Source organism: Poseidonocella sedimentorum (genome assembly GCF_900116005.1).
Classification (GTDB): domain Bacteria; phylum Pseudomonadota; class Alphaproteobacteria; order Rhodobacterales; family Rhodobacteraceae; genus Poseidonocella; species Poseidonocella sedimentorum.
The window spans coordinates 144,671-168,890 of the sequence record NZ_FOYI01000006.1 but is presented as its reverse complement, the minus strand read 5'-3'; the positions used below and the strand labels follow the sequence as shown (position 1 = coordinate 168,890).

Below are 24,220 nucleotides of genomic sequence, written 5' to 3'. Positions count from 1 at the left end.
CCGCCCGTGCCCCGTTCCCCACATAAGGTTTGTGCAGCGGGCCGCGGTTTCAAGTCACGACCAGCGCGTCACCGCCCCCGACACCCCGTCCCAGCCCCCGGGCACCAGCGCGATCCCGAGCACGCGATCCGGGTTCGTCGGCGGCGGCATCACCACCTCGTCGAGCCGCGAAAATCCAAACCTGGAATAATACGGCGCATCGCCCACGAGCATCACCCTCTCCCACCCGAGATCCGCCGCCTTGCCGAGGCTCTCGCGCAGCAAGAGCGCGCCAAGCCCCTCGCCCTGCCGCGTCGGGTGCACCGCGATCGGCCCCAGCAAAAGCGCCGCTCGGTCCCCGACCCGCACGGGCCAGAACCGGACCGCCCCAGCAAGGATCCCCGCCCCGTCCCGCGCCAGAAGCGACAGCTCCCGCACCGGCGCAACATCATCGCGCAACCGATAGGACGACAGCGCCTCCCGCCCCGGCGCGAAACACAAATCATAAAGCGCCTCGATCTCCCACCAATCCTCCGGCGTCTCGTTCGTCACGGTATACAACTTCGCTCGGGCTCCTTAAGCGGGTGGATTTGCCCCTAGCACGGCGCTAGGTAGCGCGCAAACAGCCCCGGAGACCCCAACATGTTCTATCGCCCCGAAGATGGCCACGGCCTGCCCCACAATCCCTTCAACGCCATCGTGACCCCGCGCCCGATCGGCTGGATCTCCACCCGAGGCGCAGACGGCGCCGACAATCTCGCGCCCTACTCCTTCTTCAACGCCGTCGCCTACACCCCGCCGCAAGTGATGTTCGCCTCCACCTCCGCCAAACCGGACCGCGACAACACCAAGGACAGCGTCGCCAACATCCGCGAGACCGGCGTCTTCTGCGTCAACGTGGTGGAAGTCGCGATGAAGGACCAGATGAACATGACCTCCGGCGCCTGGGAAAAATCGGTCGATGAATTCGCCCTCGCCCGGATCGAAAAACAGGAGTGCGAGACAATCTCCTGCGCCTGCGTGGCCCGCGCCCCCGCCGCGCTGGAATGCCGCGTGACCCAAATTGTCCCGCTCGAAGGCCAATCGAACGTCGCCGTCTTCGGCGAGGTGATCGGCGTCCACATGCGGGATGACTGTCTCAAGGACGGCATCTTCGACGTGCTGAGCTACAACCCGCTGACCCGCATGGGCTATCAGGACTACTCGGTCATCCGCGAAAAGTTTTCGCTCACCCGCCCGGGCTGAGAGGCGCCGCGCGCCCCTCTTCTTCTCTTGAAAAATACTCCGGGGTGTCTGAGGGGCAGCGCCCCTCAGTCGTCCTGAGGGATCACCCGCAGCCCAAGCTCCATCAACTGATCCGACATCGGCTCCGACGGCGCCTGCATCATCAGGTCCTCGGCCCGCTGGTTCATCGGGAACATGATGACCTCGCGGATATTGGCTTCATCGGCCAGAAGCATGACGATCCGGTCGATGCCGGCCGCGCAGCCCCCGTGCGGCGGCGCGCCGAATTTGAACGCATTGACCATGCCGCCAAACCGCTTCTCGACCTCGTCCGCCGGATAACCCGCCAGTTCGAAAGCCTTGTACATGATCTCCAGCTTGTGGTTCCGGATCGCCCCGGAAATCAGCTCATAGCCGTTGCAGGCAAGGTCATACTGATAGCCCAGCACATCGAGCGGATCGCCCTCCAGCGCCTCCATCCCGCCTTGCGGCATCGAGAACGGGTTGTGCGAAAAGTCGATCTCGCCGCTTTCGTCGTCTTTCTCGTACATCGGGAAATCGACGATCCAGGCAAAGGCGAAGCGGTCCTTCTCCGTCAGCCCCAGCTCCTCGCCGATGACCACCCGCGCGCGCCCGGCGACACCCTCGAAGACCGATGGTTTGCCGCCAAGGAAGAACGCCGCGTCGCCCACATCAAGGCCCAGCTGCTGGCGGATCGCCTCAGTGCGCTCCGGCCCGATGTTCTTGGCCAGCGGCCCCGCCGCTTCCATGCCCTCGGCCCCCGCGCGCCAGAAGATATAGCCCATCCCCGGCAGGCCCTCTTTCTGGGCAAAGGCGTTCATCCGGTCGCAGAACTTCCGGCTGCCGCCCTTGGGCGCGGGGATGGCGCGGATCTCGGTCCCGTCCTGCTCCAGCAGCTTGGCGAAGATCGCAAAGCCCGAGCCGCGGAAATGCTCCGAGACGTTCTGCATCTTGATCGGGTTGCGCAGGTCGGGCTTGTCGGTGCCGTACCACATGGCCGCATCCGCATAGCTGATGCGCGGCCAGTCGCTGTCGACCTTGGCCCCGTTGCCGAACTCTTCGAAAATCCCCTGCACAACCGGCTGGATCGTGCCAAACACGTCCTCCTGCTCGACGAAGGACATCTCCATGTCGAGCTGGTAGAAATCGGTGGGCGAGCGGTCGGCGCGCGGGTCTTCATCGCGGAAACAGGGCGCGATCTGGAAATACTTGTCGAAGCCCGAGACCATGATCAGCTGTTTGAACTGCTGCGGCGCCTGCGGCAGGGCGTAGAACTTGCCCGGATGCAGGCGCGAGGGGACGAGGAAGTCGCGCGCGCCTTCGGGGCTGGAGGCGGTGATGATCGGCGTCTGGAACTCGCGGAACCCCTTGTCCCACATGCGTTTGCGGATCGAGGCCACCACGTCCGAGCGCAGCGTCATGTTGCGCTGCATCGCCTCGCGGCGCAGGTCGAGGTAGCGATAGCGCAGGCGCGTCTCCTCGGGGTATTCCTGATCGCCAAAGACGATGAGCGGCAGCTCGTCGGCCGCGCCGAGCACTTCCATGTCGCGGATATAGACCTCAACCTCGCCGGTGGGCAGCTTGGGGTTGATCAGGCTCTCGTCGCGCGCTTTCACCGTCCCGTCGATGCGGATGCACCATTCGGAGCGGACCTTCTCGACCTCGGCAAAGACCGGGCTGTCCCCGTCGCAAAGCACCTGCGTGATGCCATAATGATCGCGCAAATCGATGAAGAGCACCCCGCCGTGATCTCGGATCCGATGGACCCAGCCGGAAAGGCGCACGGTGTCGCCCACATTCGCTTTGGTCAGGTCGGCGCAGGTTTGGCTGCGGAAGGGGTGCATGGGTTGCTCCTTAAGGGGGTCGCTCAGTCGCGCCGATACACATGCTCGGGCGTCGGAAGTCAAGGCATTGGGGCGTCTCGCACCAGCGTAGCGCGGATGAGCCCGCGCAGGGAATTGCCGACATAGAGCGCCTCCGCGCTGGCGAGGTCCCCCGCCGTGAGGACCGTCTCGCTACATTCGCCGCTTTCCAGCAGGCTCTCGCGCAGGACGCCGGGCAAGAGCCCCGACGCGACCGGCGGGGTCAGCAGCTCTCCGTCGCGCTGGAGGAAGAGGTTGGTGATCGTCCCCTCGCAGAGCTCGCCGCGCTCGTTGAGAAAGAGTGCCTCGTCGATCCCGCCCGGCAGCGCGGCGCGGGTCTCGTCATACAGTGCGCGGCGGGTGGTTTTCATGCGCAACCACGGATCACCGGCGCGCAGGCGCGGCTCGGCGATCATCACGCGCCAATCGCCTGCGGGCGCGCCGAGCGGCGCGGTGGTGATCTCGGCCCGGCCCGCCCGATCGAGCGTCAGGCGGCAGCGCAGCTCCCCCTCGTCCGGCAGGAGCGCCCGAACCGCCGCCGCATCAAACGCGATCCCGAGCGCCCGCGCCGTCCGGCCCATGCGCGCCAAGTGCCGATCAAGGCGCGGAAACGCCCCGTCCCGCCGCGCGAAGGTTTCGATTATGCGGAAGCCGGGCTCATCCGGGCAAAGCGGCTTTTCCACAGGGCCTCCTCATATTCCGATGCGGCGTCGCTGTCATAGACCACGCCGCCGCCCACATTGAGCGTCACGTCCTGCCCCCGTACCGTCAGGGTCCGGATCGCCACGTTGAATTCCGACGCTCCGTCCGGCGCCATCCAGCCGATCGCCCCGCAATAGGCCCCGCGCGGGCCCTCTTCGAGATCGGCGATGATCTCCATCGCCCGGACCTTGGGCGCCCCGGTGATCGACCCGCAGGGAAAAAGCGCGCGCAGAATATCCGACAGCTCCGTGCCCGGCAGCATCCGCCCCTCCACGGTCGAGACCATCTGGTGCACGGTCTTGTATTGCTCGACCGCAAAGAGCTCGGGGACGCGCACCGAGCCGACCTCGCAGATGCGGCTGATGTCGTTGCGCAGCAGATCGACGATCATGAGGTTCTCGGCCCGGTTCTTCGGATCCGCCTGCAGGAACGCCGCGCGGGCGGCATCTTCGGCGGGGTTGGTCGCGCGCGGCTGGGTGCCTTTCATGGGCCGGGTCTCGATGCGCCCCGCGCCATCGGTGCGGAAGAAGAGCTCGGGCGAGAGCGACACGAGCGCGGGCAGTCCGGGCATCTCGGCAAGGGCGGAATGCTTCACCGGGTGCTTTGCCAGCAATGCGGAATAAAGCCCGAAGGCACTCCCCTCCAGTTCGGTCTTGAGCGGGAAGGTCAGGTTGGCCTGATAGATGTCGCCCGCGGCGATGTGCTCGTGCAGCGTCTCGAAGGCCCGGGCGTAGCGCTCCTTGCTCCACTGGGCATGCAGCGGGCCAAGCGCGCCCCCGGGCTCCAGCGGCTCCGGCGCCGAGGGGCCATCGAACACCCCGAAGATCAGCAGCGGCAGATCCTGCCCCCCCGGCATCAGCGGCGCGAGCCGCGGCTCCAGCGCATAGCCCAGCTCATAGGCGCAGAGCCCGGCGACCCAGCGCCCCGCCCGGCGCGCCCGGTCAAGCGCGGCCAGCGCGCGCGGCACATCCAGCGCCGAGGACGCGACGATCACCTCGCTCGGGGCGGTGAAATTCTTGGGCGCTGAGAAATCGAAGCGAAGGCGCAAGGGGCGGCTCCCGGCTGTCTTTGATCCCGATCCTATCCCCGATCCGCGCGCGGGTTTCCAGCCCCGTCGCCGAATTTCCCGCGCGCGCCGGGCAAAGCCGCGGGTTTGCTCTTGCGCGCACATCGCGCCTGTCTATAACGCCATCAATTTGCCCCCGCACCATGCCCCGCGTGATCCGCATCCGCCGGATCGCGCCACACGACCGGAGACGAAAATGCCCAAACGGACCGACCTATCCTCCATCATGATCATCGGCGCAGGGCCCATCGTGATCGGCCAGGCCTGCGAGTTCGACTATTCCGGGGCGCAGGCGTGCAAGGCGCTGCGCGAAGAGGGCTACCGCGTCATCCTCGTCAACTCCAACCCGGCCACGATCATGACCGATCCGGGCCTCGCGGATGCGACCTACATCGAGCCGATCACCGCCGAGGTGGTGGCCAAGATCATCGAGACGGAACGCCCCGACGCGCTGCTGCCGACGATGGGCGGGCAGACCGGGCTCAACACCGCGCTGGAGCTCGAAGAGATGGGCGTGCTGGAGAAATTCGGCGTCGAGATGATCGGGGCGCGGCGCGAGGCGATCGAGATGGCCGAGGACCGCGCGCTGTTCCGCGAGGCGATGGACCGGATCGGGCTGGAAAACCCGCGCGCGACCATCGTGACCGCGCCGAAACTGCCCAGCGGCAAGTCCGACCTCAAGGCCGGCGTCGCGCTGGCGATGGAGGCGCTGGAGGACATCGGCCTGCCCGCGATCATCCGCCCCGCCTTCACGCTTGGCGGCACCGGGGGCGGCGTGGCCTACAACCGCGAGGACTATGAGCGCTTCTGCCGGTCCGGCATGGACGCAAGCCCCGTGGGCCAGATCCTCGTGGATGAGAGCCTGCTGGGCTGGAAGGAATTCGAGATGGAGGTGGTCCGCGACCGCGCGGACAACGCGATCATCGTCTGCGCCATCGAAAACGTCGATCCCATGGGCGTGCATACCGGCGATTCCATCACCGTCGCGCCCGCGCTCACCCTCACCGACAAGGAATACCAGATCATGCGCAACGGCTCGATTGCCGTGTTGCGCGAAATCGGGGTCGAGACCGGCGGCTCCAACGTGCAATGGGCGGTGAACCCCGAAGACGGGCGGATGGTCGTCATCGAGATGAACCCGCGCGTGTCGCGCTCCTCGGCGCTGGCCTCCAAGGCCACCGGCTTTCCCATCGCCAAGATCGCCGCCAAGCTCGCCGTGGGCTACACGCTCGATGAGCTCGACAACGACATCACCAAGGTGACGCCGGCGAGCTTCGAGCCGACGATCGACTATGTCGTGACCAAGATCCCGCGCTTTGCCTTCGAGAAATTCCCCGGCGCCGAGCCCTACCTCACCACCGCGATGAAATCCGTGGGCGAGGCCATGGCCATCGGCCGCACCATCCACGAGAGCCTTCAAAAAGCGCTCGCCTCGATGGAAACCGGGCTCACCGGGTTTGACGAGGTCAAGGTCGCGGGGATGCCCGCGGAGGGCAAGATCGTGCAGGCCGAGGGCGAACAGCAGCTCGCCTTCATCCTCAAGGGCGCGGATGCAGACGCGCAGCAGGCGATCGACAAGGCCCTCACCCGCGCGCTCGCGCAGCAGACGCCCGACCGGCTGCGCACCATCGCCCATGCGATGCGCTTCGGCTTTTCCGACGAGGAAATTCACGAGATCACCCGCTTTGATCCGTGGTTCCTCGCCCGGATCCGCGAGATCATCGCCGAAGAAACCCGCGTGATCCAGGGCGGTCTGCCCTCCGAGACCGAGGCACTGCGCCGGCTCAAGATGCTCGGTTTTTCCGACGCGCGGCTCGCCATGCTCACCGGCAAGGACGAACGCGAGGTGCGCCAGGCGCGCACCAATGCCGGCGTGACGGCGGTGTTCAAACGCATCGACACCTGCGCCGCCGAGTTCGAGGCCCAGACGCCCTACATGTATTCCACCTACGAGGCCCCGATGATGGGCGAAGTGGAATGCGAGGCGCGCCCGTCGGACCGCAAGAAGATCGTCATCCTCGGGGGCGGGCCGAACCGGATCGGGCAAGGGATCGAGTTCGATTACTGCTGCTGCCACGCCTGTTTCGCCCTGACCGAGGCGGGCTTCGAGACGATCATGATCAACTGCAACCCCGAGACGGTCAGCACCGATTACGACACCTCCGACCGGCTCTATTTCGAGCCGCTCACCTTCGAGCACGTGATGGAGATCCTGCGCGTCGAGCTTCAGAACGGGACGCTGCACGGTGTCATCGTCCAGTTCGGCGGCCAGACCCCGCTCAAGCTCGCCAATGATCTGGAGGCCGAGGGCATCCCGATCCTCGGGACCACGCCCGACGCCATCGACCTCGCCGAGGATCGCGAGCGCTTTCAGGCGCTGGTCACCAAGCTCGGCCTGAAACAGCCGCACAACGGCATCGCCTCCACCGGCGCCCAAGCGATCGCCATCGCCGATGACATCGGCTTCCCGCTGGTGATCCGCCCGTCCTACGTGCTCGGCGGGCGCGCCATGGAGATCGTCCGCGATCAGGCCCAGCTGGAGCGCTATATCAACGAGGCCGTGGTTGTTTCCGGCAAGAGCCCCGTGCTGCTCGACAGCTACCTCTCGGGCGCGACCGAGCTCGACGTCGACGCGCTCTGCGATGGCGAGACGGTCCATGTGGCCGGCATCATGCAGCATATCGAAGAGGCGGGCGTCCACTCCGGCGACAGCGCCTGCTCGCTGCCCCCCTACTCGCTCGGGGCGGAGGTGATCGACGAGATCAAGCGCCAGACAGAGGCGCTCGCGCTGGCGCTCAACGTGGTCGGCCTGATGAATGTGCAATTCGCCGTCAAGGGCGACGATATCTACCTCATCGAGGTCAACCCCCGCGCCTCGCGGACCGTGCCCTTCGTCGCCAAGGCGGTCAATTCGCCCATCGCGACCATCGCCGCGCGGGTCATGGCGGGCGAAAAGCTGGGGGCTTTCGATCTGGTCGATCCGATGATCGACACCTTCGCCGTCAAGGAGGCCGTCCTGCCCTTCGCGCGCTTCCCCGGGGTCGATACGATCCTCGGGCCGGAGATGCGCTCCACCGGCGAGGTCATGGGCGCCGACCGGACCTTTGCCCGCGCCTTCATGAAATCCCAGCTCGGCGCCGGGACGATCCTGCCCACCGAGGGCCGCGTCTTCTTCTCGATCAAGAACGACGACAAGACGCCCGAGCTTGTGGAGACCGCACGAATCCTGTGCGATCTGGGCTTCGAGATCGTCGCCACCCGCGGGACCGCGGCCTTCCTTGAAGACCACGGGATCACCTGCGAGGTGGTCAACAAGGTCTATGAGGGCCGCCCCGACATCACCGACATGATGAAGGACGAACGCATCCACCTGGTGATGAACACCACCGAAGGCGCGCAGGCGGTGGACGACAGCCGCGGCATCCGCTCGCTCGCGCTCTATGACAAGATCCCCTACTACACCACCGCCGCCGCCGCCCACGCGGCCGCGCTCGCCATGCAGGCGCATCGCGAAGGTGGCATCGAGGTGTTCCGCCTTCAGCGCTGATCCAGACGTGGGGCTGCTCGGCCAAACTGGCCGGTCCGCCCCATGCGCCCAGCCCGCGCGGCCAACCCACGCGCCCAGATCGTGTGACCGGGGACACCGGGGGCGCAATCATCGCGCCGCACATCGCAAATCTCTGGCAAGGCCAGTGGTACCCAAGGCCGGACTCGAACCGGCACGCCCGCAAAGGCGGGGGATTTTGAATCCCCTGCGTCTACCATTCCGCCACTTGGGCCCGTGACCCCCGTGATTTATCCAAGCTGAGCCGGAGCGTCCAGCCCCTATCGCGCCCGATCCGGGACGCAGGGCCGATTCGGACGCGTTTCGCTCCGGCGCGATTCCGCGATCTCTCGCGGGCGGCGCGCCCTCTGGTGCGGGGTGGTTTCGCAGGGCGTTTCGGCTCGAATTCCGGCGCTTCGTGCCGTGGCACGAGAAATTTTCAGCGCGCAAGAAAGTTTCGTTTCCAAGCGCGCAACACACCGTTTTCATTGTCGGAATCACGCGAGCAGAGGCTTGCCAAAACCGGGGATCCGGGGCCCCAAAACCCCGCTGGTCAGGTTTTCCATACCCCGCGAGTCATTGAAAAATAACGGGTTTTCGTGGTACTTTCAATTTGTCGCAAATTATTTTCAGCGGCTTTTCTCGATTGCAATTATGGAGTTTTCATCATGTGTGAAAGCGATGAAGAGGACTGCTGCTGCGGCGGCCTCCTCACAAGCAACGACGTACGAACTGCGATCATTTCCGGCGAGACCTTCAAGAACAGGACGGTGACCTATGCCGCCGTGGATGGCCTCGCGGTGTTCGAAGGCTGCATCGTTCTGGGCAAGGTCGACGAGGTCGAAGCCCAGACCGCTGCCGCCAAGGACGCGCTCGATGCGGGCGACGATCCCGAGGGCGTCTCTCACGGGGTGGTGGTCACGGGTGCAAACAAGCGCTGGCCCAACGCGCTGATGCCCTACGTGATCGCTTCCAACCTGCCGGCGACCAACCGCCAGCGGGTGCTCGATGCGATCAAGCACTGGGAGGACAATACCTCGATGCGCTTTGTCGAGCGCACCTCCGCCAATGCCTCGCAATATCCCAACTACGTCAACTTCATGCCCGCGACCGGGTGCTGGAGCTATGTCGGGATGCAGGGGGGCAAGCAGGACATCGGCCTTGCCGGTGGCTGCGGCTTCGGTGCGACGGTCCACGAGATCGGCCATGCCTGGGGCCTCTGGCACGAGCAGAGCCGCGAAGATCGCGACAGCCATGTCCAGGTCAAGTGGCAGAACATCCAGGCCGGCAAGGAGCACAACTTCAACCAGCACATCAACGATGGCGATGACGTCGGCAATTACGACTACGGCTCGATCATGCACTACGGCGCGTTTGCGTTTTCCAAAAACGGCCAGCGCACGATCGAGACCATCCCGGCGGGCAAGACCATCGGCCAGCGCAACGGGCTCAGCCCCGGCGATATCGCCGCGGTGCATTCGATCTATCAGATCTGGACGACGGCGAACCTCTCGCGCGTCTTCAGCTCCGCAGGCTCCAAGAACGCCTGGGTCATGCCCGCCGGGCAAGGCTGGAAGAAGATCGATCCCAATGCCAAGGACGGGGTCGAGAACATCTTTGACCTGTGCTGCTTCGCGTTTGCGTTCGACAAGAAGGTCTCGCTCTTCATGGATGGCCAGACGGTCTTCCGTGCGCAACTTCTCTGATTTTTTCAAACCAACATTTATTCAAGGAGACGCCCCATGTGGCATAACAACAAAACCGTATCGCGCACCTTTGCAACCTCCGGCTCCCAGAATTGCTGGGCGATCGTGAGCGGCGTTCCCGGCTGGAAGAAGATCAAGACCGGCTCGACCGATGGTGTGGCCAATCTCTTCACCGCGCTCAATGCCGCCCGCGCCGGCGGCAAGAAGGTCGATGTCTACATCGTGAGCGACAAGATCGAACGCGTGGTGATGCACTGAGCGCCTCGAGGAGGATATGACATGACAGATCCGATCACAGTGACCGTTCAGGTCGGCGGGGGGGCGGCGGCGATTGCCAGCGCCGCGATCGCCGAGGACGCCCTGCCGCCGCCGCCCGTCTCGGGCGACATGGAGGACGAGGACGCGGCGCAGGCCGCACCGCCCGAGGTCTCGGGTGACGCGGCGAGCGGCGCGGAGGCCGATGCCGCCATGGCCCCGCCCCCGGTCGATGACGCGGGCGACGGCGATAGCGGCCCCGGGATTGACGAGGACGCAGGCGACGCCGAAGATGACGGCGAGCCGATGCCGCCCGAGGTCTAGGGCGCAGCACCCAAACCCAAATGCTCCGGGCCCGGCGATCGGGCCCGGAGCGTCACGAGACACATCAAGGAGCCCGCGCGTGATCCTTTCCGGCACATTGACCTTCACCGATCCGGACGCCGAGGCGCCCTATCGCGACATTCACCTTTATGTGGAGGACACCCGCCGTGTCGGGGCCGATGCGGTCCGCCGGGCCGAAGCGCGGATTCCGGTCCCCCAGGGGGATCTTGCCCAGACCGCCCTGCCCTTCGAGATCGAGGTCGAGGGAGACGCCTCGGGCCTCACCCTGCGCGCCCACATGCCCACTCACCCCGGCGCCGACATTCAGGAAGGCGACATGATCACCATGGGCAGCCATCCGATTTCCGGCGACGCGGCGCCCCGGGTCGAGCTCAAACGCGTCCGCTGAGCCCCATCAGAAGAGCCCCATCAGAAGAGCGCGCCCACCAGCCAGAGCGAAATCGCCGGGAAACTCACCAGCAGGATCACCCGCAGGATATCGGCGCAGATGAAGGGCAGCACGCCGCGATAGGTCCGCCCCATCGGGATATCGCCCGCGACCCCGTTGATGATGAAAAGGTTCATCCCCACCGGCGGCGTGATCAGCCCGACCTCCACCACGATAAGCGCGATGATCCCGAACCAGATCGCCGTCTGTTCGGGGGTGAGCCCGAAGTCGAGCACGGCGATGATCGGCAGGAAGATCGGCACAGTGAGCAGGATCATCGACAGGCTGTCCATCAGGCAGCCGAAGGCGAGATAGGCGAGCAGCATGATCAGGAGCACGGTGTAGGGCCCGAACCCCTCGGTGAGGACCCATTGCGCGAGCAAATCGGGCGTGCGGGTGAGCGCGAGGAAGCCTTTGAGCACCTCGGCGCCCAGGAGGATGAAGAAGATCATCGCCGTGGCCTTGGCCGTCTCCAGCACCGAGGCGAGGACGCCCGCGACCGTGAGCCGCCGGGCCGCGAGCCCGTAGAGCGCGGTGGCGACGGCGCCGAACGCGGCGGCCTCGTTGGGGGTAAAGAGCGCCTGCGCGCCCGGTTTGGCCCAGTTCCAGTCGCCCACGATCCCGCCCATGGTCAGGCCGAAAATGACGATCACCGGCCATGTGGCGATGAGCGTCCGCAGACGTGCGCGATAGGGTTTGCGCGGCTCGGCCCGCGCCGCATCGGGGCGGAGGCGGACGTAGACCGCGACGGTCAGCAGGTAGCCGAGCGCGGCCAGAAGGCCGGGAATGATCGCGGCCATGAACATCTTGACGATGTTCTGCTCGGCGATGATCGCGTAAATCACGAGGATGATCGACGGCGGTATGAGGATGCCCAGCGTGCCACCCGCGGCGAGAACGCCCGTGGAGAGCGCATCGGAATAGCCGCGGGCGCGCATCTCCGGCAAGGCCACCTGCCCCATGGTCGAAGCGGTCGCGAGCGAGGAGCCGCAGATCGCGCCGAACCCCGCGCAGGCCCCCACGCTCGCCATCGCCATGCCGCCCTTGCGATGCCCCAGCCAATCGGCGGCGGCGCGGAAGAGCGCGGCGCTCATGCCGGTGCGTGTCGCGAACTGGCCCATGAGCAGGAAGAGCGGGATGATCGACAGACTCGGGTTGGAGAAGGTGTCGTAGGGCAGCGCCTTGAGCTGGGCGAGCGGCGCATTGGCGCTCCCGAGCACGGCCCATGTGCCGAAAAAACCGGTGAGCCCCATCGCGATGGCAATCGGCACCCGAAGGAACACCGCGCCGAGCATCAGCCCGAGCGCCGTCAGGGCGAGCGCAAGCCCGGTCACAGCGCCGCCTCCTCGCCCGCGAGCACCCAGTTGATCCCGCGCCAGACGGTGTAGAGCGATACGAGGCAAAAGAGGGCGAGCCCGCCAAAGGCGGCAAGGTGCAGGATCCATACCGGGATCTGGAGCTCATAGGTCGTCTCGGGAAAAAACGGCCGGTAGCCCATGCCGAGCCACGCGCGTTGCGCGTCGCTGCCGTAGGGGAATTTCTGGGCGAACCCGAGCCAGAACTGGCGCAGCATCGCGAGGCTCGCGACGGCGATCAGCGCATCCCCCAGAAGGCCGAAGGCGGCGTTCCAGCGCGGCGGCAGGCGGCGGGTGAGGATATCGACGCTGACGTGCCCGCGGGTGAGCTGGCACCAGGGGAGGAAGGAAAAGATCGCGATGGCGGCGCCGTTGGCGACAAGCTCATAGTCGCCCGGGATCGGCCCGAGGCCGAGCCCATCGAGCCGCCGGCCGGTGATGGAGACAACCGTCATGAGGGCCAGCGCGCAGAGCAAAAGCCCCCCGCCCCAGGCCATCAGCCGCGCGAGAGCGAACATCGCCCGCCCCACCCGGCGCTCCGCCGCTACCGCCAGCCCCATCTCTCGCCTGCCCTCGTCCCGGCCGGGCGGGACCCGCCGCCCGCGCCCGGCGTCTTTACCCAAGGTGCGGGCCCAAACGCAAGCTGGGCCGAAAGGCGCGCTCGGGGCGTGTCATCCCGGCCCGCGCGCGCTATGAGCAAGGGAACGGGGCGATTCCCCCCAAGACCACCGGACAGGACGCCCGCATGATCCGAGCCCTTTACGATTGGACGCTGCGCCTCGCGCATCATCCCCGGAGCCTTTGGGCGCTCGCCGCCGTGGCCTTCATCGAAAGCTCCTTCTTTCCGATCCCGCCCGACATCATCATGATCCCGATGATCCTCGCCCGGCCCTCCAAGGCCTGGCTCATCGCCGGGGTGGCGCTGGTCGCCTCGGTGCTCGGCGGGCTCTTGGGCTACATGATCGGCGCGTTCTTTTACGAGGCGATCGGCGCGCCCATCCTGGAGGCGCTCGGCAAGGGCGACGCGATGGCGGCCTTCAACACCCGGTTCAACGATTTCGGCTTCTGGGCCGTGCTCGTCGCGGGCATCACGCCCTTCCCCTACAAGGTCATCACGATCATGTCCGGCTGGACCGGCATGCCGCTTCTGACATTCTTCGCCACATCGATCCTCGCGCGGGGCCTGCGGTTCTTCATCGTGGCGGGACTGTTGTGGAAATTCGGCGCGCCGATCCGGGACTTCATCGAAAAGCGGCTCGGCCTCATGTTCACACTCTTCGTCCTCGCCCTCCTGGGCGGCTTTTACGCGGTGAAAATGATATGACACGCACGACTTCGATCCTTCTGGCCGCCGGCGGCTCGGCCGCGCTATTGCTTGGCGCCCTCGCGTTTCAGCATCTGGGTGGGCTCGCGCCGTGCAAGCTCTGCCTCTGGCAACGCTGGCCGCATGGGGCCGCGATCCTGATTGCCCCGCTTGCGCTCCTCTTCGGCGGGCGACTGCTCCCGCTGGCGGGGATGGCTGCGGCGCTCGCCACTGCGGGCATCGGGCTCTATCACACCGGTGTCGAGCGTGGCTGGTGGGAAGGGCCGACCACCTGCACCGGGGCAAGCGATGTGGGCGCCTTGACGCCCGACGAGCTGTTCGACCGGATCACCGCCGCGCCCATTGTGCGCTGTGATGAGGTGCCGTGGGAGCTGTTCACCCTGTCGATGGCCAGCTGGAACATGCTCGCGAGCCTCGCCGTCGCCGCGCTCTGGGCCTATGCGGCCACGCGGCGCGGCTGATCAGCTTTCGCCGCCCCGCGCACTCGCCAGCGCCTTTTCAAGCTCCGGCAGGAACCGCTGCTCGTAATCGCTGCCCACCAGCGGGCCGATGAAGCGGTAGAGCACGGTGCCGTCCGGCCCGACGATGAAGGTCTCGGGCGGCGCGGTCACACCCCAGTCAATCGCCGTCCGGCCCGCCGGATCGAAGGCGATGCCGCGAAACGGGTTGCTGGCATCACGCAGGTAGGCCACGGCCTGATCGCTGGTGTCCTTGAAGTTCACGCCATAGAGCGCGATGCCCTGATCGGCGAGGCGCAGGAGCGTGGGGTGTTCGGCGCGGCAGGGCGGGCACCAGCTGGCCCAGAAGTTGATCACCGTGACCTCGCCCGCGCGCAGCGCAGCGGCTGGAAATCCGGGGTAGCCGGGCAATGTCGCCTCGGTCAGAGCGGGCGCCTCGGCGCCGACGAACATCGAGGGCAATGCACTGGGGTCCTCCCGCTGCATCCCGATGTAGAACATCGCGGCAAGCCCGGCAAAAATTGCGGGCGGCAGCAGGGTCAGGGGGCTAATCCGCATGGCGCGCTCTTTCCCGTTTCTCGACCTCATCCAGCGCCCGGCGCGCCCGGCGCGCTTGCCACAGGCTCGCCCCGACGAGCAGCGCGAGAAGCGCAAAACTCGCAGCGTAGGCCCCGAGGACGGTCTCAGCGTATTTTCCAAGCTCCGGCATCATGAGATCTGCTCCCGCATCACGAGCGCACGCATTCGCCGCAGGCGGATCTCGGTCCGGGTCCGCAGCAGGACGAGCGCGACGAACAGCAAGACGAACCCGGCGATGGCCACAAGCAGCGGGAAATAGAAGATGTCGGCCACGTTTTCCTCCTTGTCGAGGCTGAGCGACGCGCCCTGGTGCAAGCCCTGGTTCCAGAAGTTGACCGCATAGCGGCTCAGCACGGCGAAGACAGTCCCGACGAGGCAGAGCACGGAGGTCAGGTCCGCGGCGGTGTCATCGTTTTCGATGGCCGACCAGAGCGCCATGTAGCCGAGATAGAACAGAAACAGGATGAGGAAGGAGGTCAGCCGGGGATCCCAGGCCCACCACGTCCCCCACATCGGCTGCCCCCAGAAGGCGCCGGTTACCAGTGCGATCAGCGTCATGACGGCGCCCACGGGTGCGGCGGCCTTGGCGGCGAGCGCGCTTACATGATGCCGCCGGATGAGCCAGATCAGCGAGGCGACGAGCATCATGAACCAGGCGTTGATCGCCATGAGCGCCGAGGGGACGTGCAGGTAGATGATCTTGACGGTAGAACCCTGACGGTAGTCATCGGGGGTAAAGAAGAAGCCCCAGACGAGTCCCACCACGAGGCAAAGCGCCGCGCCCGCCGAGACCCAAGGCAGGAGCCCCCCGGACAGCGCCATGAACTTGCGCGGATTTGCATATTCCCAGAGCGACGCCATCACCCACCCCACATGGTTCAGCGCAGGTTGATACGCAAGACCGCGGCGGAAGCAAATGGCAAAAGCGCGATCGTGCCGCAGGAGAGGGCGGCGAGCAGGAGAAGCGGCGTGGTGGGATCGAGGCCTTGGGCGCCCCGGCGGACGGTCTCTGCGCCTAAGATGAGGACGGGGACGTAGAAGGGCAGGACCAGCAGCGACAGCAACAACCCGCCCCGGCGCAGGCCAACCGTAAGCGCGGCGCCGAAGGCCCCGATCATGCTGAGCGCCGGCGTGCCCAGAAGGAGCGAGAGCAGCAGCCAGAGATAGGCGGACGCGGGAAGCGCGAGGAGCGGCGCGAGCAGCAGCGCCGCGAGCGACAGGGCGAGGCCGGTGGTGATCCAGTGGGCGAGCGCCTTGATCGCCACGAGCCCTTCGAGCGGGAGCGGGGCGGTGGCCAGAAGGTCGAGCGAGCCATCGTCGAAATCAAGCGCGAAGATGCGGTCGAGCGACAGGAGCGAGGCAAGGAGTGCGGCGATCCAGAGGATGCCGGGCGCGATCTCTTCCAGGAGGCCCGAGGCCGGGCCGACGCCGAGCGGCACCAGCGTCACCACGATCAGGAAAAAGGCGATGGCAAGGCCGAAGCCCCCGCCCGCGCGCACCGCGAGGCGCAAATCCCGCAGCAGCAGCGCGATCATGCGAAGGCCTCGTCAAAGCCCGGATCGATGCGCGGGCGCGCCGGCCGGAACGGGGTGATATCGAGCGTCTCGGCGTCGAGGCCGAGGTCCACGTGGGTCGCGATCACCGCGAGCCCGCCTTGCGAGAGATGCTGGCGCACGGACTCGGCGAAGAGCGCGACGGCGTCGCGGTCGAGCGAGACGGTGGGCTCGTCGAGCACCCAGACGGGCCGGTTGGTCACCAGCAGGCGGGCGAGCCCCAGCCGCCGTTTCTGCCCCGCCGAGAGATAGGCCGCGGGGCGGGACGCGAGCGGGGCCAGCGCGTAGGCCTCCAGCGCGGTGGAGATGTCGGGGCCGCCGAAGACGCGGGCCCAGAAGCGCAGGTTCTCGGCGACGGTGAGGCTCGGCTTGATGCCATCGGCATGGGCGGCATAGGCGATCGCGTCCGGCCCGGGATCGACCCGGCCCGTCCGCGGCGGCTGCAACCCGGCCAAAACGCGCAGCAGCGAGGTCTTGCCGATCCCGTTGGGCCCGCGCAGGGCAAGCGCCCGGCCCGCCGCGACGCGAAACCCGACCGTCTCGAGCAGGGTGCGGCCGCCGCGCGCGACCGAAAGATCCGAAACCTTGAGGTCCATGCCGTCCCGCCTAGCCGATTCCGCCGGACCCGAAAAGCGCCATCTCAGACCGGGAGCGCGGCGAGCGCGACGCGCCGGCCCTCTGCCAGCAGGACGTTGTAGGTCCGGCAGGCGGGCGGCGTGGCCATGTCTTCCACGCCGAGGCCAGTGGCCTCCAGCGCGTCTTGCAACGCCCGCGGCGGCGGGCCGCTCTCGGCGCCGATCCCGAGGAGCAGGATGTCGGCTTCCGCCGCGAGTGCGAGCAGCGGCGCATGATCGGCCAGGCCGGACCAGGCGCGCGGGCCCGAGGGCCCCAGCAGGAGCGGCCCGGAGATCACCGCGCCGCCCACGCGAAAGGCGCCCGGGGCGTAGCCGTCCACCGGCTGGCCCTGGGGGAAATGCGTTTCGGACAGGCGCATGGGCTCAACCCTCCCAGATCGGCAGGCCCGACAGCACCGCGAGTGCGATCAGGCCATAGGCCAGAGCACGGTAGGCCCGTTCGCGCGCCGGGTCAAAGAGGCGCTTGCCGACAAGTGTTCCGATCAGATAGGGGCCGGCCAGAAGGGCCGAGAGCCAGAGCGTCTCGCCCCGCATCTGCCCCGCGACGAAGAGCCCGCTGGCGACGACGAGATCGAGAACCGCGAGAAAGAGCACGGTGTTGGCGCGGACCTTGGCGGCGGCGGCGGTACCCGCCAGGTAGAAGAAGATGACCACCGGCCCGGTGAGCCCGGTCATCCCGCCGATGAGCCCCGCCGCAAAGCCAACGCCGGCGAGGCCCGGCCCGGTTACGCGGCCCCGGTAGCGCCAGCCCGACACGAGGCCGAGGAGCGTCAGCCCGGCGACGAGGGCGACGGCCCAGCGGACGGTCTCGGGGTTGAGCGAGGTGAGGAGCCAGAGGCCGGCGGGGATGGCGAGGCTGGCGGCGATGGCGAGGCTGAAGACCTCGGCCCGATCCGCGCGGCCCCAGGCCTCCGGCAGGAGCGTTATCGTCGAGCCGAGGCCGGTCAGCGCCATGATCAACACGCAGTCGGCGGGCGGCAGGAACAGCCCCGCGATGGGAACGAAGATCAGCCCGGTGCCGAACCCGGTGAAGCCGCGCACGATGCCCGCCACGAAAATGACAAGCCCGAGCCAGCCGAGCCCCGGCGCCGCGAGGGCGGCGCCGAGCCCGTCAGGCATCCACGTTGGCGAACTGGTTGCCCTCGTTGGCGTCCGGCTTGGACCAGTCGCGCTTGACGCCCAGACGCAACAGGATGGCGGAGGCGACGAAGACGGTTGAATAGGTGCCGACGATGACGCCCCAGGTCATCGCGAAGACGAAGCCGCGGATCACGTCGCCGCCCAGAACGATGAGCGAGATGAGCGCAATCAGCGTGGTGACGGAGGTCATGATGGTGCGGCTCAGCGTCTCGTTGATCGCAAGGTTGAGCACGTCCCGCAGGGCGAGGCTCTTGTATTTGCGCAGATTCTCGCGAACCCGGTCAAAGATCACCACGGTGTCGTTGAGCGAGTAGCCGACGATGGTCAGGAGCGCCGCGATGATGGCCAGATCGAAGCGGATCTGAAGCACCGAAAACACCCCGATCGTCAGGAGCACGTCATGGACGAGCGCAACGACGGCGCCAACGGCAAACTGCCATTCGAAGCGGAGCCAGATGTAGACCAGCACCGCCCCCATCGCCAACAGCACCGCGATGGCCGCGGTCTTGATGAGCTCGCCCGAAACCTTGGGGCCGACCGATTCCACGGCCGTGAAGCGGATATCCTCGACCACGCTCTGAAGCGCGGTGCGGACCTCCTCGATACGGCCCTCGCCGACGCTTTCCTCGCCCGACTGGGCCTGAATGCGAATCATGGCGACGTGTTTGTCGGGCCCGAAGCTGGGATCGAAAACCTCGGTGATCGAGATGTCGCCAAGCTCAAGCGCGGCGAGCGCGTCGCGATAGGCGCCGATATCAAGATCCTGCGCGCTTTCTGTGCGGATCGTTGTGCCGCCCTGAAAGTCGATCCCGTAATTCAGCCCGCGGGTGGCGAAACTCGCGGCCGACAGGATCAGGAGCAGGACCGAAAAGCCGACCCACAGCCGGATCCGGGAAAAGAAATCCCAGCTGGTTTCCTCGGGGACAAGACGCAGGCGCATGTCAGACCTCCAGCGTTCTGGGGCGGCGTCGCTCGAACCACATGATGACGAGCAGCCGGGTGACGAAGATGGCCGTGAAGACCGAGGTGACGATGCCGAGCCCGAGGGTGATGGCAAAGCCGCGCACCGGGCCGGAGCCTATGGCGAAGAGGATCACGGCGGTGATGAAGGTGGTGATGTTGGCATCCACGATCGCCGAAAGCGCGCGCTCGTAGCCGAGCTCGATGGCGCGGGCGGGGCCGCGCGCGGTCTTGAGCTCTTCGCGGATGCGCTCGAAGATCAGCACGTTTGCATCGACCGCCATGCCGATGGTCAGCACGATCCCGGCGATGCCGGGCAGGGTCAGCGTCGCGCCCAACAGCGACAGCAGGCCGAAGAGGAGGCCAACGTTCACGATCAGCGCGATGTTGGCGAAGATGCCGAAGAGACCATAGCTCAGCGCCATGAAGATCAGCACGGCGACGAAAGCGACGATGCAGGCGATCTTGCCGGCCTCGATGCTGTCGGCGCCAAGCTCGGGCCCGATGGTCCGCTCTTCGAGGAACTCCAGCCCGGCGGGCAGCGCGCCGGCGCGCAGCAGGACGGCGAGGTTGGTGCTTTCCTCGACGGTGAAATTGCCGGTTATGATGCCCGAGCCGCCGGGGATGTGGCTCTGGATGACGGGCGCCGAGATCACCTCGTCATCGAGCACGATGGCGAAGGGGGCGCCGATGTTTGCCGCCGTATAATCACCGAATTTGCGCGCGCCCGAGGGGTTGAAACGGAAACTTACGGCGGGCCGGTTGTTCTGGTCGAAGCTCGGCTGGCTGTCGGTCAGCTCCTCGCCGGTCACGACGGGGGCCTGTTCCAGAATGTAGAAGACGCCCTCCTCATCGAGGCTCGGGATCAGCTCCTCGCCGCTCGCCACGCGGTAGTCGGGATCGGAGGTCTGGGTGACGACGGGCTGGAAGGTGAGCTGTGCGGTGGTGCCGATGATCGCCTTGAGCTCCTCGGCCGAGCCGATACCGGGCACCTGGATGAGGATCCGGTCCGCGCCCTGGCGCTGGATCGTCGGCTCGCGCGTGCCGACCTCGTCGATGCGGCGGCGGATGATCTCGAGGCTCTGGCGCAAGGTGCGCTCGTCGGTGGCGATTCGTTCGGCCTCGCTCAGGGTCACGATGACATCCTGCCCCTGCGAGCGGACCTCGATATCGCTGGCGCCGACCCCGGTGAGCGAGACGACCGGCTGGGCCAGATCGCGCACGAGGCCGGCGGCGGTGGCCGCGCCGCCCTCATTGCCGACGCGGACGACGAGTTCATCGGGGGCGCTCTCCTGAAGCCGGATCGTGCCGACCTCGTCGCGGGCCGCGCGCAGCAAATCGCGCACCTCGGGCCAGAGCGATTCCATACGCGCCTGATAGACGTCCTCGACCTGCACCTCGACCAGCAGATGCGCGCCGCCGCGAAGATCGAGTCCGAGGTTGACGAGGCCGGAGGGCAGCCAGCTCGGCCAGCCGGAGGCCGCGCTTTCATCGACGGGCGCGCCCGCCGCGAGGGCCGCGCGCGTGTCGTTGACGGTCTCGACCCGGCTGTAAAACGCATTGGGAAGCGCCAGCAACAACCCGGCCGCCACAAGCAGCCAGATCATCACGCGCTTCCAGAGATCAATCTGAAGCATCGATCCCCCTCCCGGGGAAGATTAGGAGTCCTTGGCGGGCTCGGTTTTATTGAGCACTTGCGCGACGGTCGACTGCACGACCCGCACCTGAACCCCGTCTGCGATATCGACCAGCAATTCGCCGTCTTCCTTGACCTTGGAAACCTTGCCGATGAGCCCGCCCTGGGTCACGATCTGATCCCCGCGGCGCAGGCTCGAGACCATCCGCTGATGCTCTTTCATCTTCTTCTGCTGCGGCCGGATCAGCAGGAAATACATGATCGCGAAGATCAGGATAAGCGGGACGAACTGCGCGATTGCGTTGCCTTCCATGGGGTACCTCAAATCAGGGTGGCGAAGGGCAGGCCCCCCGCGAATTCCGCCGGAACCTATGTGCCCGCGCGGGGCTTTGCAAGCGCTAGCGGGACGCAACCGCGTGAAGCCTCTGCCGCGCGCGCGATTTCACATGGCGGCGCGGCGCTGCCCCCGTGTCGCTGGGCGGCGATGGCGGAGCGTTTGCGGCGCGGGGCCGTCAAATGGCTTGGCAGCGGCGGGTCTTCTGGCGATGCTCGGGCGTGATCCCATCGCAGGAGCCTTGCGTGCCGCCCCCTCGCCCCCGTCTTTGTCTGTCCGTCCTCTCGCTTGGGTTGCTGCTCGCCCTGCCCGGCTTTTCTCGGGCGGACGACCAAAGCCCCACCGCCACCGAGCTGCCCCTCCTGGCCGAGGCCGAGCGCGCCGCCTTCCGCGCCGTGGGCCGGGTCAATACCGGCGGGTACAATTCGCGCGGGCTCTGCACCGGGACTCTGGTCGCACCGGACCTCGTGCTCACCGCCGCCCATTGCACCGGCGCGGCGCAGGACACGCCCGGACACAAGATCGAGACCGTCTTCGTCGCGGGCTGGGAGCGCGGGGAGTATGTCGCCACCCGGGGCGTGCGCGCGATCGAGTTTCACCCGCTCGGGCGGCCCTTGGGGAACCTCGATTTCCGCTATGACGTGGCCCTGCTCACGCTGGAGCGCCCGATCACCGAACTCGCCCCGCTGCCGACTCGCCCTGCCCCGCGCGCCGGCCCCGAGGACCGGTCGCCGCTCCACCTTGGCGTCGTGGGGTATCAACGCAGCCGACCGCAGCTCCTCACCGGCGCCTTCGATTGCCCGCTCACCGGCGCGGGGGACGGGCTGATCCAGTTCGGCTGCCCCGTCCGCTCAGGCCATTCCGGCGCCCCGGTGCTGCACCGCGACAGCCCGCGCGCGGGTTGGGCCGTCGTGGGCGTGACCGTGGCGAGACAGGGCGATGACCGCGCGATGGCGGTCCCGATGAGCGCCTGGCTTGAGGGGCGGATTCGCCGGAGCCTGACCGAAGAGCCAGAGTAGCCCGACGTCAATTTAACGAAAAAGACCGGTGAGCGCTAACCGGCGCAATTTAAGTGCGTCCAAACCCCGGGTTTTGGTATTTTTCGTATAAATTCCCTGTTGACGGGTCCACTGCGGCCCCATATTGATGCCGGCACGCGAATGAAGGAGCCTTTGGCATGACTGCACTAGTCGTCATCGTAGGAGATTGGCGCATGGGCCGGTAACGGAACCCTGATAAGGACCCATGCGCCCCCGAGTAACACCGGGGGCTTTTTTATGCGCAAGACAACGTGTTGAGATGGAGAGACCTATGGCACGCCCCATGACCGGAGCTCAGATTGTTGTTCAGGCCCTGAAGGATCAGGGTGTGGACACCGTATTCGGCTACCCGGGCGGCGCCGTGCTACCCATCTATGACGAGATTTTCCAGCAGTCGGACATCCGCCATATCCTCGTGCGCCACGAACAGGGCGCGGTCCACGCGGCCGAGGGCTATGCCCGCTCGACGGGCAAGCCGGGGGTTGTGCTGGTGACCTCCGGGCCGGGGGCCACCAACGCGGTGACCGGCCTGACCGACGCGCTGATGGATTCGATCCCGCTGGTGGTGCTCACCGGCCAGGTGCCGACCTTCATGATCGGCTCGGACGCCTTTCAGGAAGCGGACACGATCGGCATCACCCGGCCCTGCACCAAGATGAACTGGCTGGTGAAGGAAACCGACCAGCTCGGCCCGCGCATCCATGAGGCCTTCCACGTGGCAACCTCGGGCCGCCCCGGGCCGGTGCTCATCGATATCCCCAAGGACGTGCAATTTGCCGACGGGATGTATGAGGATCGCGCCGAGACCGACAAGGGCCACTACCACCCCCGCGTGGAGGGCGACAGCGACGCGATCGATGCGCTCGTGACGGCGATGGAAACGGCGCAGAAGCCAGTCTTCTACACCGGTGGCGGCGTGATCAACTCGGGCGACGAGGCGAGCCAGCTGCTGCGCGAGCTTGTGGCGGCGACGGGCTTTCCGATCACCTCGACGCTGATGGGGCTCGGGGCCTATCCCGCATCGGGCGAGCACTGGCTCGGGATGCTGGGGATGCACGGGCTTTATGAGGCCAACCTCGCGATGCATGACTGCGATCTGATGATCAACATCGGCGCGCGGTTCGATGACCGGATCACCGGCCGCATCGACGCCTTCAGCCCGCATTCGATCAAGGCCCATATCGACATCGACCCCTCCTCGATCAACAAGGTCATCCGCGTGGATATCCCGATCCTCGGCGATGTGACCCATGTTCTGCGCGAGGTGCTCGCACGCTGGACGGCCCGCGGCGGCAAGACCGAAACGGCGGCGCTCAAGGCCTGGTGGGAGCAGATCAGCGAGTGGCAGTCCGTGCGCTGCCTGTCTTATCGCCGCTCTAAGAAAACCATCAAGCCGCAGCACGCGCTGGAACGGCTCGAGGCTCTCACCCAGCACCGCAAGGACGACCGCTACATCTGCACCGAGGTGGGCCAACACCAGATGTGGGCCGCGCAGTATCTCGGCTTCGAGCATCCCAATCTCTGGATGACCTCGGGCGGGCTCGGTACGATGGGCTACGGGCTGCCGGCCTCCGTGGGCGCGCAGATCGCGCACCCCGATGCGCTTGTGATCAACGTGGCGGGCGAGGCGTCGTGGCTCATGAACATGCAGGAGATGGGCACGGCGGTGCAATACCGGCTGCCGATCAAGCAGTTCATCCTCAACAACGAGCGGCTGGGCATGGTGCGCCAGTGGCAGGAGCTGCTGCACGGCGAGCGCTACTCGCACAGCTGGTCCGAGGCGCTGCCCGACTTCGTGAAACTCGCCGAGGCCTTCGGCTGCAAGGGTATCCGCGTGTCGGATCCCGCGGATCTCGACGATGCGATCCAGGAGATGCTGGACTACGACGGGCCGGTGATCATGGATTGCCTGGTGGAGAAACACGAGAATTGCTTCCCGATGATCCCCTCGGGCAAGGCGCATAACGAGATGCTCCTTGGCGAAGCCGACACTCAGGGTGTGATCGACTCCAAAGGGTCGGTGCTCGTCTGACGGCCGCCCCCGTGGTGGAAGAGTGTTCCGCCACGGAAAATTG

The 24,220-nt window shown here is 66.6% G+C and carries 26 protein-coding genes and 1 tRNA gene; 10 read left to right on the top strand and 17 right to left on the bottom strand.

The genetic code is table 11. The features are described from left to right. Positions 1 to 54: 54 nt before the first annotated feature. Positions 55 to 540: a GNAT family N-acetyltransferase gene (locus BM353_RS10465; protein ID WP_092080430.1), complete on the bottom strand. Its 486-nt coding sequence runs from the start codon at positions 538 to 540 to the stop codon at positions 55 to 57. Between the two features lie 81 nt (positions 541 to 621). Between BM353_RS10465 and BM353_RS10460 the strand changes: the two genes are divergently transcribed. Continuing rightward, a complete protein-coding gene (locus BM353_RS10460; RefSeq protein WP_092080427.1) occupies positions 622 to 1,224 on the top strand; it encodes a flavin reductase family protein in 603 nt (200 codons plus the stop codon). A gap of 65 nt (positions 1,225 to 1,289) precedes the next feature. Here the strand turns inward: BM353_RS10460 and aspS are convergent, their stop codons facing one another. Genes aspS through BM353_RS10445 form a run of 3 tightly spaced genes read right to left on the bottom strand, consistent with a single transcriptional unit; the run spans position 1,290 to position 4,836 of the window. After that, a complete protein-coding gene (gene aspS / locus BM353_RS10455) occupies positions 1,290 to 3,068 on the bottom strand; it encodes an aspartate--tRNA ligase (protein ID WP_092080425.1) in 1,779 nt (592 codons plus the stop codon). Between the two features lie 59 nt (positions 3,069 to 3,127). Then, positions 3,128 to 3,769 (bottom strand): aminotransferase class IV family protein, encoded by a 642-nt coding sequence (locus BM353_RS10450; RefSeq protein WP_092080654.1) that lies wholly within the window; start codon positions 3,767 to 3,769, stop codon positions 3,128 to 3,130. Beyond that, positions 3,727 to 4,836 (bottom strand): aminodeoxychorismate synthase component I, encoded by a 1,110-nt coding sequence (locus BM353_RS10445; protein ID WP_425439408.1) that lies wholly within the window; start codon positions 4,834 to 4,836, stop codon positions 3,727 to 3,729. Before BM353_RS10445 ends, BM353_RS10450 begins: the two co-directional genes overlap by 43 nt. A gap of 214 nt (positions 4,837 to 5,050) precedes the next feature. Here BM353_RS10445 and carB point away from each other — a divergent pair, with 214 nt between their 5' ends. Further along, positions 5,051 to 8,401, top strand: coding sequence for a carbamoyl-phosphate synthase large subunit (gene carB / locus BM353_RS10440; RefSeq protein ID WP_092080419.1), 3,351 nt, complete (start codon positions 5,051 to 5,053; stop codon positions 8,399 to 8,401). A gap of 146 nt (positions 8,402 to 8,547) precedes the next feature. On the opposite strand, the gene BM353_RS10435 is transcribed toward carB, so the two are convergent. Further along, positions 8,548 to 8,633, bottom strand: a tRNA-Leu gene (locus tag BM353_RS10435). A gap of 433 nt (positions 8,634 to 9,066) precedes the next feature. Here BM353_RS10435 and legP point away from each other — a divergent pair. The 4 genes from legP (at position 9,067) to BM353_RS10415 (ending at position 11,092) form a co-directional block, all read left to right on the top strand. Beyond that, positions 9,067 to 10,104 carry a Dot/Icm T4SS effector Zinc-dependent metalloprotease LegP gene (gene legP, locus BM353_RS10430; protein ID WP_092080416.1) on the top strand — a complete coding sequence of 346 codons (1,038 nt, stop codon included), beginning with the start codon at positions 9,067 to 9,069 and terminating at the stop codon, positions 10,102 to 10,104. A 36-nt stretch (positions 10,105 to 10,140) separates the two neighbouring features. Further along, the gene (locus BM353_RS10425) at positions 10,141 to 10,362 is read left to right on the top strand and encodes a hypothetical protein (RefSeq protein WP_092080413.1); all 222 of its coding nucleotides are present in this window, start codon (positions 10,141 to 10,143) and stop codon (positions 10,360 to 10,362) included. A gap of 21 nt (positions 10,363 to 10,383) precedes the next feature. Further along, positions 10,384 to 10,683, top strand: coding sequence for a hypothetical protein (locus tag BM353_RS10420; RefSeq protein WP_092080410.1), 300 nt, complete (start codon positions 10,384 to 10,386; stop codon positions 10,681 to 10,683). A gap of 79 nt (positions 10,684 to 10,762) precedes the next feature. Continuing rightward, a complete protein-coding gene (locus tag BM353_RS10415) occupies positions 10,763 to 11,092 on the top strand; it encodes a protein kinase family protein (RefSeq protein WP_245759622.1) in 330 nt (109 codons plus the stop codon). A 20-nt stretch (positions 11,093 to 11,112) separates the two neighbouring features. Here the strand turns inward: BM353_RS10415 and BM353_RS10410 are convergent, their stop codons facing one another. Continuing rightward, the gene (locus BM353_RS10410) at positions 11,113 to 12,465 is read right to left on the bottom strand and encodes a TRAP transporter large permease (RefSeq protein WP_218155477.1); all 1,353 of its coding nucleotides are present in this window, start codon (positions 12,463 to 12,465) and stop codon (positions 11,113 to 11,115) included. Further along, a complete protein-coding gene (locus tag BM353_RS10405) occupies positions 12,462 to 13,046 on the bottom strand; it encodes a TRAP transporter small permease (protein ID WP_143104148.1) in 585 nt (194 codons plus the stop codon). Before BM353_RS10405 ends, BM353_RS10410 begins: the two co-directional genes overlap by 4 nt. Before the next feature lie 185 nt (positions 13,047 to 13,231). On the opposite strand from BM353_RS10405, the gene BM353_RS10400 reads away from it, so the two are divergent. Further along, positions 13,232 to 13,810 (top strand): YqaA family protein, encoded by a 579-nt coding sequence (locus BM353_RS10400; RefSeq protein ID WP_092080407.1) that lies wholly within the window; start codon positions 13,232 to 13,234, stop codon positions 13,808 to 13,810. After that, positions 13,807 to 14,271 (top strand): disulfide bond formation protein B, encoded by a 465-nt coding sequence (locus BM353_RS10395; protein WP_092080404.1) that lies wholly within the window; start codon positions 13,807 to 13,809, stop codon positions 14,269 to 14,271. Before BM353_RS10400 ends, BM353_RS10395 begins: the two co-directional genes overlap by 4 nt. Here the strand turns inward: BM353_RS10395 and BM353_RS10390 are convergent, their stop codons facing one another. From BM353_RS10390 to yajC, 10 genes are read right to left on the bottom strand one after another with little or no spacing between them, the layout of a single operon-like run. Next, on the bottom strand, positions 14,272 to 14,826 hold the full coding sequence (locus tag BM353_RS10390; protein WP_092080402.1) for a DsbE family thiol:disulfide interchange protein: 555 nt from the start codon (positions 14,824 to 14,826) through the stop codon (positions 14,272 to 14,274). Continuing rightward, a complete protein-coding gene (gene ccmD, locus BM353_RS10385) occupies positions 14,816 to 14,980 on the bottom strand; it encodes a heme exporter protein CcmD (RefSeq protein ID WP_092080399.1) in 165 nt (54 codons plus the stop codon). The genes BM353_RS10390 and ccmD overlap by 11 nt, the downstream gene beginning before the upstream one ends. Further along, positions 14,977 to 15,708, bottom strand: coding sequence for a heme ABC transporter permease (locus BM353_RS10380; RefSeq protein ID WP_177220528.1), 732 nt, complete (start codon positions 15,706 to 15,708; stop codon positions 14,977 to 14,979). Before BM353_RS10380 ends, ccmD begins: the two co-directional genes overlap by 4 nt. Positions 15,709 to 15,725: 17 nt before the next feature. After that, positions 15,726 to 16,382 (bottom strand): heme exporter protein CcmB, encoded by a 657-nt coding sequence (gene ccmB / locus BM353_RS10375; protein WP_092080396.1) that lies wholly within the window; start codon positions 16,380 to 16,382, stop codon positions 15,726 to 15,728. Next, positions 16,379 to 16,996, bottom strand: a complete 618-nt coding sequence (ccmA, locus tag BM353_RS10370; protein ID WP_092080393.1) for a heme ABC exporter ATP-binding protein CcmA — start codon at positions 16,994 to 16,996, stop codon at positions 16,379 to 16,381. Before ccmA ends, ccmB begins: the two co-directional genes overlap by 4 nt. Before the next feature lie 44 nt (positions 16,997 to 17,040). After that, positions 17,041 to 17,394 (bottom strand): Mth938-like domain-containing protein, encoded by a 354-nt coding sequence (locus tag BM353_RS10365; RefSeq protein WP_092080390.1) that lies wholly within the window; start codon positions 17,392 to 17,394, stop codon positions 17,041 to 17,043. 4 nt (positions 17,395 to 17,398) lie between these two features. Then, complete coding sequence (locus tag BM353_RS10360) at positions 17,399 to 18,154, bottom strand: sulfite exporter TauE/SafE family protein (protein WP_092080388.1); 756 nt, start codon at positions 18,152 to 18,154, stop codon at positions 17,399 to 17,401. Further along, positions 18,147 to 19,115 (bottom strand): protein translocase subunit SecF, encoded by a 969-nt coding sequence (gene secF, locus BM353_RS10355; RefSeq protein ID WP_092080385.1) that lies wholly within the window; start codon positions 19,113 to 19,115, stop codon positions 18,147 to 18,149. The genes BM353_RS10360 and secF overlap by 8 nt, the downstream gene beginning before the upstream one ends. A gap of 1 nt (position 19,116) precedes the next feature. Further along, positions 19,117 to 20,772, bottom strand: a complete 1,656-nt coding sequence (gene secD / locus BM353_RS10350) for a protein translocase subunit SecD (protein WP_092080382.1) — start codon at positions 20,770 to 20,772, stop codon at positions 19,117 to 19,119. A 21-nt stretch (positions 20,773 to 20,793) separates the two neighbouring features. Continuing rightward, a complete protein-coding gene (gene yajC, locus BM353_RS10345) occupies positions 20,794 to 21,084 on the bottom strand; it encodes a preprotein translocase subunit YajC (RefSeq protein ID WP_092080379.1) in 291 nt (96 codons plus the stop codon). Between the two features lie 266 nt (positions 21,085 to 21,350). Between yajC and BM353_RS10340 the strand changes: the two genes are divergently transcribed. Then, the gene (locus tag BM353_RS10340) at positions 21,351 to 22,124 is read left to right on the top strand and encodes a trypsin-like serine peptidase (RefSeq protein WP_177220527.1); all 774 of its coding nucleotides are present in this window, start codon (positions 21,351 to 21,353) and stop codon (positions 22,122 to 22,124) included. Between the two features lie 292 nt (positions 22,125 to 22,416). After that, positions 22,417 to 24,177: an acetolactate synthase 3 large subunit gene (locus BM353_RS10335; RefSeq protein ID WP_092080376.1), complete on the top strand. Its 1,761-nt coding sequence runs from the start codon at positions 22,417 to 22,419 to the stop codon at positions 24,175 to 24,177. The last annotated feature ends 43 nt before the right edge of the window (positions 24,178 to 24,220 follow it).